General features: G+C 43.0%; 16 protein-coding genes. 6 read left to right on the top strand and 10 right to left on the bottom strand.

What is annotated here, in order from left to right; all coding sequences use genetic code 11:
• Positions 1-261: 261 nt before the first annotated feature.
• The 5 genes from Q1X33_RS12695 to Q1X33_RS12675 are packed head-to-tail and all read right to left on the bottom strand — an operon-like array spanning position 262 to position 4,634.
• On the bottom strand, positions 262-1,335 hold the full coding sequence (locus Q1X33_RS12695) for a PotD/PotF family extracellular solute-binding protein (protein ID WP_005228536.1): 1,074 nt from the start codon (positions 1,333-1,335) through the stop codon (positions 262-264).
• Positions 1,332-2,168 carry an ABC transporter permease gene (locus Q1X33_RS12690; RefSeq protein WP_005228535.1) on the bottom strand — a complete coding sequence of 279 codons (837 nt, stop codon included), beginning with the start codon at positions 2,166-2,168 and terminating at the stop codon, positions 1,332-1,334. Before Q1X33_RS12690 ends, Q1X33_RS12695 begins: the two co-directional genes overlap by 4 nt.
• Positions 2,165-2,974: an ABC transporter permease gene (locus tag Q1X33_RS12685; RefSeq protein ID WP_005228534.1), complete on the bottom strand. Its 810-nt coding sequence runs from the start codon at positions 2,972-2,974 to the stop codon at positions 2,165-2,167. Before Q1X33_RS12685 ends, Q1X33_RS12690 begins: the two co-directional genes overlap by 4 nt.
• Before the next feature lie 12 nt (positions 2,975-2,986).
• Positions 2,987-4,075, bottom strand: a complete 1,089-nt coding sequence (locus tag Q1X33_RS12680; protein WP_005228533.1) for an ABC transporter ATP-binding protein — start codon at positions 4,073-4,075, stop codon at positions 2,987-2,989.
• Positions 4,076-4,091: 16 nt separating this feature from the next.
• On the bottom strand, positions 4,092-4,634 hold the full coding sequence (locus Q1X33_RS12675) for a helix-turn-helix domain-containing protein (RefSeq protein WP_005228532.1): 543 nt from the start codon (positions 4,632-4,634) through the stop codon (positions 4,092-4,094).
• 386 nt (positions 4,635-5,020) lie between these two features.
• Here Q1X33_RS12675 and Q1X33_RS12670 point away from each other — a divergent pair, with 386 nt between their 5' ends.
• The 4 genes from Q1X33_RS12670 to Q1X33_RS12655 are packed head-to-tail and all read left to right on the top strand — an operon-like array spanning position 5,021 to position 7,993.
• Positions 5,021-6,010 carry an acryloyl-CoA reductase gene (locus tag Q1X33_RS12670; RefSeq protein ID WP_005228530.1) on the top strand — a complete coding sequence of 330 codons (990 nt, stop codon included), beginning with the start codon at positions 5,021-5,023 and terminating at the stop codon, positions 6,008-6,010.
• Positions 6,007-6,756: a phosphopantothenate--cysteine ligase gene (coaB, locus tag Q1X33_RS12665; RefSeq protein WP_005228529.1), complete on the top strand. Its 750-nt coding sequence runs from the start codon at positions 6,007-6,009 to the stop codon at positions 6,754-6,756. The genes Q1X33_RS12670 and coaB overlap by 4 nt, the downstream gene beginning before the upstream one ends.
• A gap of 32 nt (positions 6,757-6,788) precedes the next feature.
• Complete coding sequence (coaC, locus tag Q1X33_RS12660) at positions 6,789-7,346, top strand: phosphopantothenoylcysteine decarboxylase (RefSeq protein ID WP_005228528.1); 558 nt, start codon at positions 6,789-6,791, stop codon at positions 7,344-7,346.
• Between the two features lie 2 nt (positions 7,347-7,348).
• Positions 7,349-7,993 carry an ECF transporter S component gene (locus tag Q1X33_RS12655; protein ID WP_005228527.1) on the top strand — a complete coding sequence of 215 codons (645 nt, stop codon included), beginning with the start codon at positions 7,349-7,351 and terminating at the stop codon, positions 7,991-7,993.
• Positions 7,994-8,059: 66 nt separating this feature from the next.
• On the opposite strand, the gene Q1X33_RS12650 is transcribed toward Q1X33_RS12655, so the two are convergent.
• The 4 genes from Q1X33_RS12650 to Q1X33_RS12635 all read right to left on the bottom strand — a co-directional run bounded on the left by Q1X33_RS12650 (position 8,060) and on the right by Q1X33_RS12635 (position 11,062).
• Positions 8,060-9,280: a hypothetical protein gene (locus Q1X33_RS12650; protein ID WP_034869132.1), complete on the bottom strand. Its 1,221-nt coding sequence runs from the start codon at positions 9,278-9,280 to the stop codon at positions 8,060-8,062.
• 116 nt (positions 9,281-9,396) lie between these two features.
• On the bottom strand, positions 9,397-10,296 hold the full coding sequence (gene murB / locus Q1X33_RS12645) for a UDP-N-acetylmuramate dehydrogenase (protein WP_034869130.1): 900 nt from the start codon (positions 10,294-10,296) through the stop codon (positions 9,397-9,399).
• A gap of 286 nt (positions 10,297-10,582) precedes the next feature.
• Complete coding sequence (locus tag Q1X33_RS12640; protein ID WP_005228524.1) at positions 10,583-10,714, bottom strand: hypothetical protein; 132 nt, start codon at positions 10,712-10,714, stop codon at positions 10,583-10,585.
• A 72-nt stretch (positions 10,715-10,786) separates the two neighbouring features.
• The gene (locus Q1X33_RS12635) at positions 10,787-11,062 is read right to left on the bottom strand and encodes an AbrB/MazE/SpoVT family DNA-binding domain-containing protein (protein WP_005228523.1); all 276 of its coding nucleotides are present in this window, start codon (positions 11,060-11,062) and stop codon (positions 10,787-10,789) included.
• 213 nt (positions 11,063-11,275) lie between these two features.
• On the opposite strand from Q1X33_RS12635, the gene Q1X33_RS12630 reads away from it, so the two are divergent.
• Together Q1X33_RS12630 and Q1X33_RS12625 are read left to right on the top strand one after the other, a co-directional pair.
• Positions 11,276-12,034 carry an exodeoxyribonuclease III gene (locus Q1X33_RS12630; protein WP_005228522.1) on the top strand — a complete coding sequence of 253 codons (759 nt, stop codon included), beginning with the start codon at positions 11,276-11,278 and terminating at the stop codon, positions 12,032-12,034.
• 78 nt (positions 12,035-12,112) lie between these two features.
• On the top strand, positions 12,113-12,646 hold the full coding sequence (locus Q1X33_RS12625) for a 3'-5' exonuclease (RefSeq protein WP_010749886.1): 534 nt from the start codon (positions 12,113-12,115) through the stop codon (positions 12,644-12,646).
• A gap of 75 nt (positions 12,647-12,721) precedes the next feature.
• On the opposite strand, the gene Q1X33_RS12620 is transcribed toward Q1X33_RS12625, so the two are convergent.
• On the bottom strand, positions 12,722-13,237 hold the full coding sequence (locus tag Q1X33_RS12620) for a GNAT family N-acetyltransferase (RefSeq protein ID WP_005228520.1): 516 nt from the start codon (positions 13,235-13,237) through the stop codon (positions 12,722-12,724).
• Positions 13,238-13,239 lie beyond the last annotated feature (2 nt).

Below are 13,239 nucleotides of genomic sequence, written 5' to 3'. Positions count from 1 at the left end.
ATTTTTCTTAGTTTCAACAATTGCTGCTCATTTCTTCTATCTAAAAAGATACCACCTAGAGTTGACTTTAGGTCAAGTGATTTTTGAAACATTTTGAACAAAACGAGGTTGATTTTTTCTAATTTTTTGAAACAATTGCAGGTTTATTCTCTATAAATTTTCTTTTCTAATACATATTCCAAGAGGTTCCTTTGATATGTCATAGTAAATTACAAAAACTGCCATTAAACAGGATACATTCCCTGCTTAATGGCAGTTTGTTTATTTCCGATACATCTTCAATTCCAAGAACAAATCATTATAGATGCCCAGATACTCAGCACCTAAGTTTTCATAGACTTCGAGGTGTTCCATTAATTCATCGGATGGATAGAATTGTTCGTCTTCGGTGATCTCGTCAGGCAGTAATGCCATGGCTGCTTGGTTAGGTGTGGAATAGCCGATGTATTCTGCGTTTTGTGCAGCGTTCTCGGGTTCTAGCATAAAGTTCAAGAAGGCGTAAGCACCGGCTTCGTTTTGTGAGGTCTTAGGAATGACCATATTATCAAACCACAGGTTGGAGCCTTCCGAAGGGATCACGTAATGAATGTGCTCGTTTTCGTACATCATGTCGGCTGCTTCCCCAGAAAATGTGACCGCAACCGATGCTTCTTCATTTGCCATGTACATCTTGATTTCATCTGCGACGATGGCTTTGATGTTTGGGGTCATGGTCCGTAGCTTATTGAATGCCTCTTGCAGCTGATCATCGTCTTTGCTGTTAAGAGAATAGCCTAAGCTGTCCAAACCTAATCCCATCACTTCACGCGCGCCATCGATCAGCATGATGCTATTTGCTAATTCGGGTTTCCAAAGATCGTCCCATTGGGTGATCTCACCTTCATCAAAGAATTTATCGTTATAGACGATCCCCAGTGTTCCCCAGAAATAAGGGATGGAATATTGATTGCCAGGATCAAAACTCAGGTCCAAAAAGCGAGGGTCGATATTGTCTAACCCTTTGATTTTACTGTGATCCAATGGTTTTAAAAGATTTTGTTCCATCATTTTCTCAATCATGTATTCACTCGGTATGGCGATGTCATAGGACGTACCGCCTTGTTGGATCTTCGTGAACATCGCTTCATTTGAGTCAAAGGTTTCATAATTGACCTTGTAGCCAGTCTCTTCTTCAAACTTACTGATCAAATCTGGGTCGATGTAGTCGCCCCAGTTGTAGATGTTGACGACCTCAGCGCCTACCATACCAGAGGAGCGTTCCAATTCACGGACACCAAAGAGCAAGATCAGGACGATCGCAACAATACCGATAATCAGAGATTGTAGTCGTTTCATCGCAGATTTGCCACCTCCACACGGCGGTTTTTACGCAATTTCTTCGCGCCGTTTTCTTTACTAATAAAGTAATAGCCTACCACCAGGATCATGGAGAATAAGAAGACAAGTGTACTTAATGCATTGATTTCTAAACTGATTCCTTGACGTGCTCTAGAATAGATCTCTACCGATAAGGTACTAAAGCCATTGCCTGTCACAAAGAATGTCACGGCAAAATCATCGAGTGAATAAGTAAAGGCCATGAAATAGCCGGCGATGATGCCCGGTGTCAAGAAAGGCAAAATGATATTTTTAATGACTTGAAAATTATTCGCGCCTAAATCACGGGCAGCATCGATCATTGAATCGTTCATCTCTTGCAGTTTCGGCAAGACCATCAACACCACGATCGGGATACTAAAGGCGATATGCGAAAGCAATACGCTGAAAAAGCCTAAGCTAAACCCACGGAACAAGTTGCCGATCATCGTAAAGAAAATCAAGAAGCTAGCACCAATGATGACATCTGGTGAAACCAACAAAATATTATTCAAACTCAACAATGCCGTTCTCGTTCGGCGTTTGCGGGTATAGTAGATGCCCATCGCACCAAATGTGCCGATGATCGTTGCCAGTAATGCTGATAAAAATGCCAGCATAAAGGTGTTCAACACGATGATCATCAAACGGGTATCTTGAAAGACGGATTGGTAATGTTCAAAAGTGAAACCCGTAAAAGCATTCATGGTGCCTCCTTCATTGAAGGAATAGAAAATCAAATAAAAGATCGGCACGTACAAAAGAATAAAGACGACGATCAGATAAAGATTCGACCAGCGAAATTTTTTCATTTACGTTGCCCTCCTTTTTTCTTTTCTCCCGTAAACAACATCACGAGGAACATGGCGATGATCAAAATGACGCCGATGGTCGAACCCATGCCCCAGTTTTGGGTAACGAGAAAGTGCTGCTCGATCGCTGTACCAAGCGTGATCACTCGATTGCCCCCAATCAAACGGGTCAACATGAAGAGGGAGAGCGACGGAATGAAGACGGCTTGGACGCCGCTTTTCACACCGTTTAACGACAGAGGGAAAATCACTCGTCGAAACGTATCGTAGCTGTTTGCCCCTAAATCGCGACTGGCACTGATCAAAGAGGGATTCATTTCTTCTAAGGCATTAAAAATCGGCATGATCATAAAGGGCAGTTCGATATAGACTGCAACCGTCAAAAAGCTGAAGTCGGTAAACAAAATCTGCTTTGGTCCAACACCCATGATTTCTAGGAAGTTGTTGACACTGCCATGAATGCCGAAAATCCCAATAAACGCATAAGCTTTTAACAATAAGTTGACCCACGTTGGTAAGATGATCAACAGCAGCCACAAATCTTTGTGACGCAGCTTAGTTAAGAAATAGGCTGTCGGGTAGCTGATCACTAAGGTAATCACGGTGATCAAAAAGGCATACCAAACCGAGTTTAAGGTCATGATCAAATATTTGCCAGAACCTAAGTAGCTTTGATAATTGACCAGCGAAAAGTTGCCGTTCATATCAAAAAAGGATTGGTAGATGATCAATAAGACTGGTGCAATAACAAATAGCAATAACCAAAAGACATAGGGTATCACATAAAAACGACGCATTTTCGTCATTAGCTTTCCCTCCTAATCTTCGTAGCTCTCTAAACGAGCATCAAAATCTTCTTCGGACTCATTGAAACGCATGACGTGGATGTCTTCTGGTTCAAAGGAAAGCCCGATCTTGCTTCCTTCAGTGGCTTTTCTTGTAGAGTGAACCATCCATTCGTTGCCTTGTTCATCGTAACAAATGATTTCGTAATGCACGCCTCGGAACAATTGCGTGTCTACTTCAACGACCAGCTTGCCTTTTTCCGCCGTCGTCAAATTCAAATCTTCTGGACGGATCACGATCTCAACAGCTTCATTCGGCCGCATCCCGCCATCGACACATTCAAATTGCTTGCCGACAAACTCCACTAAGTTGTCTTCGATCATCGTACCTGTGACGATGTTGCTTTCACCGACAAAATCCGCCACGAAATGATTGATTGGTTCATCGTAAATATCCACTGGTGTGCCACTTTGGACGATCTTCCCTTTGTTCATAACGAAAATCTCATCACTCATCGCCAACGCTTCTTCTTGGTCATGGGTGACAAAAATAAAGGTGATGCCTAGTCGCTGCTGCAATTCCCGCAGCTCGTATTGCATGTCGGTTCGCAATTTCAAATCCAATGCGGACAAGGGTTCATCAAGAAGCAATACTTTGGGCTCATTGACGATCGCTCGTGCGATTGCGACCCGTTGGCGTTGACCTCCTGACATTTCGCTGATTTCACGATTCTCATAACCAGGAAGCTGCACTAGCCGCAACGCTTCTAAGACTTTTTTATTCACTTCATCTTTTGGTAATTTTTTGATTCGCAGACCAAATGCCACATTTTCAAAAACGTTCATATGCGGGAATAAGGCGTAATCTTGAAAGACTGTATTCACTTGCCGTTGATTGGCAGGAACGTCATTGATTCTTTGTCCATCAAAATAAACGTCGCCTTCTGTTGCGTCCGAAAAACCCGCAATGATGCGTAAGATGGTTGTTTTTCCACAACCTGAAGGACCTAACAATGTATAAAAGCGACCTTCTTCAATATCAAAACTCACTTTTTTCAAAACTGTTTCATCATCATCAAATCGCTTCACCACATTGTTGAATGAAATTATTGTTTTTCCCACACTCTTTCCTCCTGTACTATAAATAAGAATCTGTCACGACTACAAGCACACGGCTTTTTTTGCCCGCAATATTTTTTAATTGATGCGGCTCAGTCGCCTGATAATAAATCGATTGGCCTTTACGAGCCTTGTACTGCGTTTCTCCTAGTGTCAAGGCCACACTGCCCTCTAAGACATAGATAAATGTTTCTGCTAACGATGGTTCAAAGGTCTTGTATTCGCCCGCTTTATCAAAAGTCAGCAAGACTGGCTCCATTTCATTTTCATTGGAATCGGGAATCAGCCACTTCAATTCATAGCCATTTTCTTCATCATAATAAAGCGTGCTATCTTCTTCGCGATAAACCACTTGATGCTGCGCATTTTCTTCTCGGAAAAATTCCTCTGGTGTCACGCCTAAAACTTCTAAGATCGTAAAAAAAGTTTCCATAGAAGGCGAACTCAAATCACGCTCCAACTGTGAGATATAGCCTTTCGTCAAATCGGTCCGCTCGCCTAATTCTTCTTGGGTCAAATTCTTTTGAACGCGCAAATTGCGCAGCTTCTCGCCAATCTCCATGTTCATTCCCCCTTTGATTGACACAACTTCAAATAAAAAAGTTTGCTATAAGTAAACTTCATGTTTAATTTCACTTTTTCTAGTATACAAATAATTGCAAAAAACACAAGCCTTTTTTCTTCATTTTTTTGAAATCTTTTCTCTCTGATCAAAAAAAGGAGTGACGCTAAACGCTTGTATTATAAAGGAAAGGAGTGGCGGTCCCGTCATTTTCGCTTTTCAAAGGTTTAAAAGAACAACTTCTATTTTAACGAAGAAAAGGTAGATTTAATAATGATCTGTTTTTGCTGATTTTTTGATAAGAAGACCTACCTTTTCTTGCTTCGCTGGTTAAAAAAATAAAACTTATGGTATTATGAGTACAAACCATCAAAGGAGTGTCTGAAATGACGAATTTCTCTACCTTTCGTGTCATGAATGAACCAAATTTTACTGCTTCACTCACAACTGCAACCCTTGACGAGCTGCCAGCAGGCGATGTGCTTGTCCGTGTTGATTACTCAGATGTCAATTACAAAGATGCCTTGGCAGCAAAAGAAAATGGCGGCGTGATCCGCACGTATCCGATGACGCCGGGAATCGATTTAGCAGGGGAAGTCGTGGACAGTCAGTCTGCTGATTTTGCCCCAGGCGACCAAGTTTTAGTGACAGGTTATGGCTTAGGGGTTTCTCACCCAGGCGGTTACAGTCAATTTCAACGGGTCCCAGCCGAGTGGCTCGTGAAACGTTCTGCTGGTTTTTCAGCAAAAGACAGTATGACCTATGGCACTGCTGGGTTCACAGCAGCTTTAGCGGTGCAAGAATTAGAACAGCTGCACTTAGCAAAAGACGCTACTATTTTGGTGACAGGTGCTAGCGGTGGCGTCGGCAGTGTCAGCATTGCTTTATTGAAAAAACTGGGCTATACAAATATAGTGGCGCTATCTCGGAAAACCGATGCGCAATGGTTGTTGGACCTAGGCGCAGCGAAAATCGTCAGTCCTGATGACGTGGTACCAGAAAAGGTCAAACCATTAGCAAAACAAACGTTTGCAGCGGTCATCGATACAGTTGGCGGTCCATTGCTTGCGGCAGTGCTTCCGCAAATCGCTTATGGGGGCGGTGCCTTCTTATGCGGCAATGCTGGTGGGATCAAAATCGAAACGACTGTCTTACCCTTTATTTTGCGTGGGATTCGCGTAATTGGGATCGATTCGGTCAATGTTTCCCATGAGATCCGCACGGCATTATGGGAGAAATTAGCGGGTGAGTGGAATGTGATCGATCAGCTTTACACGAAAGCCATCACTTTGGAATACTTGCCAGAAACATTGGCAGCTTTATTAGCAGGCACGCACCAAGGACGGACGATCGTTGAGGTGTCACAAGCACAATGAGAATTTTGATTACGGCTGGCGGTACTTCCGAAAAAATCGATGATGTTCGTGCAATTACGAATCATTCCACGGGCTCACTTGGTCAGGCCATTGCCAAGGAATGGCTGCAATACCCTGAGGTGACCATCGATTACGTTACGACGAAAACTGCCAAACAACCGCCGACCGATCCACGAGTTACCTGTTATTTCATTGAAGGGACCACGGACTTGTTGGCGCAGTTGACCGATTTATTGACGACCCATTCGTATGCTGCTGTGATCCACAGTATGGCAGTCAGTGATTTCACCCCTGCTGCTCATTTTTCAGAAGCAGCGTTTTATGAAGCAATCAACGATGCCCTACCAGCTTATGACAATCAGGTCACTCCGGCATTGATGGCACACGTGCTCACACAATCTGAAACAACGGCAGGCAAAGTTTCTTCCAATACTGATCATTTGTTTTTAGTGTTGAAGAAAACCCCGAAAGTGATCCAAACCATCAAAGCATTACAGCCGACAACCTTATTAGTCGGATTCAAATTATTAGTAGACGTAGCGGAAGCCGAGTTGTTTGCGGTCGCACGAAAAAGTCTGCTGGCTAGCCAAGCGGATTATGTGTTGGCCAACGACTTGACGCAAATTTCTGGAAACCAGCATGTCGGACACCTTTTGACACAAGAAGGACAAATCGGGACTGGCCGCACAAAAGCTGAGATCGCAACCTTGATCGTTGACACATTACGCAATGACCTGCGTGCTTAGCTAGATGTTTTTTTAGAAAAGGAGAAAGAAACATGAAACAAAAACACGTTCTGCTTGGCGTCAGCGGCAGTATCTCTGCATACAAAGCAGCCGACCTAACCAATGAATTAACCAAAAAGGGCTATGCAGTGGATGTCTTAATGACTCAAAATAGCACACAATTTATTACGCCTTTGACTCTACAGTCATTATCCAAACGCCCGATCCATGTGGATGTTATGCAAGAACGTCAACCAGATCGCATCAATCATATTGAACTAGCCAAACAAGCCGATCTTTTCTTGCTCGCCCCAGCCAGTGCCAACAGTATTGGCAAGCTGGCGCATGGGATAGCCGATGATTTGATCTCAACAGTTGCCTTAGCGTTGCCGTTATCCGTGCCCCGCTTGATTGCGCCAGCCATGAATACCGTCATGTACGAAAACCCGATTGTTCAAAGAAATTTAGGGATTTTGAAAGAAGTCGGCTTCCAAGAGATTGAACCCCGTGAAGCGTTACTGGCTTGCGGTGATTTCGGCAGAGGCGCATTAGCAGCAACAGAAACGATTCTTGAAAAAGCATTGACTGCTTTGGAAGTACGGAGTGTCTAACAATGAAAAAAATATCAACTTTTGAACTTGTCTTAACAGCTTTCTTTTTAGGAATCTTGATTCTTTTAGCATCGGTTCCCTTTCTTGGGTTTATTCCCTTAGGACCAATCAATGCGACAACGATGCATATTCCTGTGATCATCGCTTCTATTGTATTGGGCCCTCGGATCGGCGGCTTTTTAGGCGGCGCCTTTGGGATCATCAGTATGGTGCGTTCGACCTGGATCATCACCCCGCTTTCTTTTGTCTTCTCCCCTTTCGTACCGATTTATGGGAGTGATCAAGGAAGCTGGAAAGCGATCCTCGTAGCGTTGATTCCTCGTATTTTGATTGGTGTCGTTCCTTACTTTGTGTACAAAGGCTGTCAAAAAATCTGGAAAAACAAACAGCAAAGTCTTTCGCTACTGATTGCTGGTGTTGCGGGAGGCTTGACGAATACGATCCTGGTTATGAACTTGATCTACTTCTTGTTCCAGCAAGAATATGCGGAGGTTGTAGGAAAAGCCGGCAATGCTGTCTATGCAGCGATTTTAGGTGTAATCTTCGCCCAAGGTGTACCTGAAGCCATTGTAGCGGGAATCGCCACGATGGCAGTTGGAACCGTCCTTTTACGCTTAGTCATGAATCGCAAAAAAAATCGTATCTAAAAAAATAGCGACCGCCCAAAGTTAGCTTTTTGGCTAACTTAGGCGGTCGCTTCCCTTTTGAGTGTCTCATAAACTTTGTGTCACTTGGAGTGCTTCGACAAGCTCTTGATACTGCTCTTGGGTCAAATACTCTTCATAAAATGTCAGATAATCGTCGATATCTGCTTGGGTCAAATAAGGTAGCTCTTGCTTGATTTGCAGCAGCAGTTCTTCAAACTCCTCATCCGTCAGCATATAAGAAGACCAATCATCGGTTTCATCATAGCTATCCCAGTACTCATCATCATAATCATTTTCATACCCATCGTCATAGCTGTCATCCCAACCATAATCATAGGGAGAAAACAATTCTTCTGGGTCAATCAATTCTTCCGCTGTAGGGATTGCAACAGCAGTATCACTTTTCTTCCCTGTAAAAGTCACCGTGGCTCCGATAGTGGTTTGCAGCTCATCCGCTTGCACGAAGTGAAAAGCCATTTTCTGCTGATTTGTTTTCGTATTGACGGTCATGGTTAAGTCAAACTGCTCGACTTCTTCCAACATCGTTTCTAATTCGGCGACTTGCTTTTGATCGGCGCCGTGTTCTTGGGCATAATCTGCATAATCTGCCAATTCTTCTTTGGTAAACGTGTGGCTGATCGTATCTCCATCTCTTTTGAAAGCATCCGGTTCAAAGGTTTTCAAATAGTCTGCAAATGTCTCATTATGAAAAAGACTGTTCATGGTAAAGAGGTTTTCAGGCTCTTTTTCTGCTTCGGTTGTCCCCTCGCCGTCCTCTGCAAAAGTTCCTTCGCCAAAGTAAGAATCTAAGGTTTCTTGATCGATGCGCAGGTATTTGCCTTCATATTCCGCAGCGTCTGGTTTTGTCCCATAACTGTCACTACCAAATGCGCTGATATACCCTTGCAGTGTTTCATAGATTTCAGCTGACACATACGCTTCTTGTTTTTCTGGATCGACGATCAGCTTGATCGGCAGCTCCTGCCCCCCAAAAGCGACTGCCAGATTGAGTAAAATCGCTTTGGTTTCTTTGTCCTGGACGAAGTCCCCTTTAAATGACGAGCCGACTAACTGTGACATCAACATAGAGGCATACCTATCGGCTTCTTGACCGTATTCGCTGCTGCTGCCCATCTCAAAGGTATCGATCGTCGCTTGGAATTCACCAGCATTCGCTGCTTGCTGATTCGTCAACTGTTCGGCAAACTGTTCTTGCGGTAATTTCGTACAACCACCGAAAAGAAAGGCGAACCCAACAAACAAAATGACGCGTCCCCACTTTTTCATCCTGCTCACTCCTTTTCGTTTATTGTACCGAAGACTGAGAAAGCTTACAAACCTAAGCTCTTTTTTATCAGCTCTCATAAAAAAAGACTGCCCCTCGGGACAATCTTTTCGCTAATCTATTCTTCGCCGATGATTCGGACTTCTGTTTCTAAGGTGACATCAAAGGTTTCTTTGATGACTTGTTGGATATGAGCGATCAGTTCAACGTAATCCGTTGCAGTGGCTTGATCGACATTCACGATAAAGCCCGCATGTTTTTCCGAAATTTGGGCTCCGCCCCATTTCAATCCTTGTAAGCCTGCATCTTGGATCAGCTTTCCGGTAAAATGACCGACTGGACGTTTAAAGACACTCCCACAAGAGGGGTATTCTAGCGGTTGCTTCAATTGCCGCAATTCTGTCAGTTCATCCATCCGCTTTTTGATTTGCTCTTGATCGCCTTTTGCTAAATCAAAGCGACTGCTCAAAATGATCATCTTTTGCTCTTGCAATTTGCTATGACGATAAGCAAATTCCATTTCTTCCTTGGTATAAGTCACGATTTGACCATTAGCCAGCAAAACGTCGCAGGACGCAAAGACATCTTGGATCTCGCCATCATAGGCGCCAGCATTCATAAAGACAGCACCGCCGACACTGCCAGGAATCCCGCAGGCAAATTCAAAACCAGTCAACGATTCATGCAAAGCGACATAGGTGGTATCGATCAACTTTGCTCCAGCATCGACGATCAATGAAGTGCCGTTCACCACGATTTGGTTCATTTCTGATAGCATGATCACCACGCCGCGAATACCACCATCACGGACGATCAAGTTGCTGGCATTTCCTAAGACGATCCAAGGAATCGCTTGTTCTCGGCAATAATCAAGCAGCTGTTTGGCTTCATCTGCTGTTTTGGGAAAAGCCAAAATGTCTGCCGGTCCACCAGTTTTTGTATACGTATAGTTCAATAAGGGTTCATCTTTTAATAAGGCAATTTCAGGGAATTGCGCAATCATCAAGTCTTTATTCACGAGAAGGTTTCCTTTCACAATAAACATCTCACTTATTTTAGCATGTTCAAGGAAAAGTTGCTACCTCTGGTGAATCAAAGAAAAGCTTAATGGTCGAATGACCTATAAGCGCCTCTTTTCGAATGACCTGATTAATAAAGAGTAAGCTTCAAAAAAAGTGTTTTGTTATTTCAGATAATCGTTCTTTCATCTCCGTAGTGACTTTATCGACTACTTCTAAGTTGCTGCGATGCAAGAAGTCCACACTGCAAATATGCTGACAAAGAATCGTCCCTTGAACTTTACTTTATTGTGTTTCGGTAACTGTTTGAAACGCATTCGATCGAGCAAATTTTTCTTCTACATATTTTTTTGAGCTACTGAGTGGCATCACTAAGATGGTATTGAAACTCTTGTTATAATAATCATTACTAACCACTACACACGGTCTTTTTTTGCCATTTCATTTCCTTTGGTGGGATTTAAGTCAATAAAAGAATATCTCCTTGCCTTACCATTCAATGTTCTCCTCACCTAAATCTTTTTCAAAAAACATCTCACCTGTGTCAAATTTTCCCATTTCTTCTATGATCGCTAATTCTTGTTTCCAAAAAGCTTCAAAAGAAGGTGCTGCTTTTTCGCCTCTTACCTTGATCTCACCTTCTGGGGTAAATTCAAAAATTACCCAGTGATTCTCTTTTAAGCCTAGTATTTGCCGCACACTTTTTGGAATAGTTATTTGATTTTTCGAAGTCATTTTCGCTGAAACTTGCGCTTTGATCGTCATGAAACTGCCCCCTTTTCAAAATGACTGTATCATAAAATGGAAGTAAGCGTAAAGAGCTATCGTTCCTTTTCCGTACTACAAACGAATTTTCTCTAGCATCCAAATTTAATCCTCATTCTTCCTCCTTGTTTTCCTCATTCCGCTCACTTGCTTTGCGCTTCTGGCTTTTTTAGGTAAAATGGGAGGCGTAGTGGAAAAGAAGGAGGAGTCTCAATGAAATTTATTTCTTGGAATGTCAATGGTTTACGGGCCATCGTTAAAAAAAATTTTTCTGAAGTGTTTGAAGCCCTCGATGCTGATTTCTTTTGTTTGCAAGAAACAAAGCTGCAAGAAGGTCAGATCGAATTGGATCTACCAGGCTATCATCAATACTGGAATTATGCGGAGAAGAAAGGTTATTCTGGCACAGCGATTTTCGCAAAAGAACCTGCACTATCGGTCCGTTATGGATTAGGAATCGAAGAACATGATACGGAAGGTCGCGTCATCACGCTGGAGTATCCTGAATTTTTCTTGATTACTTGCTACACACCGAATTCCCAAAATGAATTGCGCCGCTTGGATTATCGCATGACTTGGGAAGATGCCTTTTTGGCTTACTTGACTGAATTGAAACAACAAAAGCCAGTGATTCTCTGTGGTGATTTGAATGTTGCCCATAAAAATATCGACATCAAAAACTGGAAAACCAATCAAAAAAGTGCTGGGTTTACACCTGAAGAACGGGAAAAGTTTTCGACTCTTTTGGCTGCTGGCTTTACCGATACGTTCCGCTATTTCTATCCAGATGCAGAAGGTATTTATTCTTGGTGGAGCTACCGTTTCAACGCTCGCAAAAACAATGCTGGCTGGCGCATCGATTACTTTGTCGTTTCGGATGACTTAAATGAGAGCTTGCTAGACGCCAAGATCCATACAGATATCATTGGCAGTGACCATTGTCCGGTGGAACTGGATCTCAACTATCCGTAAGAAAACTTCAGTTTTTCTTAACGTTTGTTCGCTTTTCATTCTTTGATTTTGTGCTAGAATGGCAATGAGGTGAGTCTGATGAATTTTATCGCAATGGACTTTGAAACAGCAAATTATCAAAAGCATAGTGCCTGTTCCCTTGCACTAGTCATGGTACAAGATAGCAAAATCGTGGGCGAATATTACACATTGATCCAACCGGAAACGGAATTTTTTTGGAAAAACATTCAAATTCATGGCATCCGTCCAGAAGATGTACAAGAAGCGCCTAAGTTTCCTGACGTATGGAAACAAATCCAACAATATTATCAACTGAACAGTTTGATCGTTGCCCATAACGCTGGTTTTGATACGGGGGTTTTGGCGGGATGTCTTGATTATTATGGGTTGTCACAACCAAATTATCTTTCCTTATGCACGGTGCGAACGAGCCGCAAGCTGTATCCAGAATTTACGAACCACAAATTAAACACGGTTTGTGAGCAATTACAGATTCCTTTACTAAACCACCATGATGCACTAGAAGATAGTCGGGCATGTGCCCAAATCTTATTGCGTCAAGAAGAAGAATTTGGCATCGATCCATTAAAAAAATTGGTTTTAGTCAAATAAATAAGAACGTGCGTCCTAAAGTCAGCATTGCGCTAGCCTTTAGGACGCACGTTTTCATTTAAGGAAGGATTCATTTTAAGTCAAATCGATCCAATAATGACAGATTATAGCGCCATCTTCAGGATCAATGACTTTTTCTGTCAATTTACCACCGTTGTTTTCAATGACTTTGGCGGAGGCGCGATTGGCTTCTTCACAGGTTACTAACACGTTGTTCAAGCCAAATTGTTTGGCCTTTACCAATGACTGTGCCAACATTGCCGAGCCGATGCCTTGCTTTCGATGGTCTGGGTGCACTGAATACCCGATGTGTCCGCCAATTTGGCGCAAATACGCATTAAGTGTCAGACGCAGATTCAAGAGACCGACCACTTTTTGATCTTGGATAGCCAGATAGGTACGGGCGGGAACGAATCCTTCTGGTACCGTTTCTGCTGTTTTAAAATCCGCCAATCCCTCTAGCCAGTCTTTGGCTGTGGGACTTTCTACAAGTCCTGCCCCACCGTGGATGACTTCTTGATTCTTCTCGAAGGCTTGCCGATACGCTTCGATTTGATCGCAGTCTGCGATCGTCGGTTCCCGAAACTCCATTT

Origin of the sequence: Enterococcus sp. B2E4 (genome assembly GCF_030499455.1) — a bacterium.
Lineage (GTDB): Bacteria > Bacillota > Bacilli > Lactobacillales > Enterococcaceae > Enterococcus_D > Enterococcus_D casseliflavus.
Note: the sequence above shows the minus strand (reverse complement) of the source record. Positions and strands in the feature narration are given on the sequence as shown.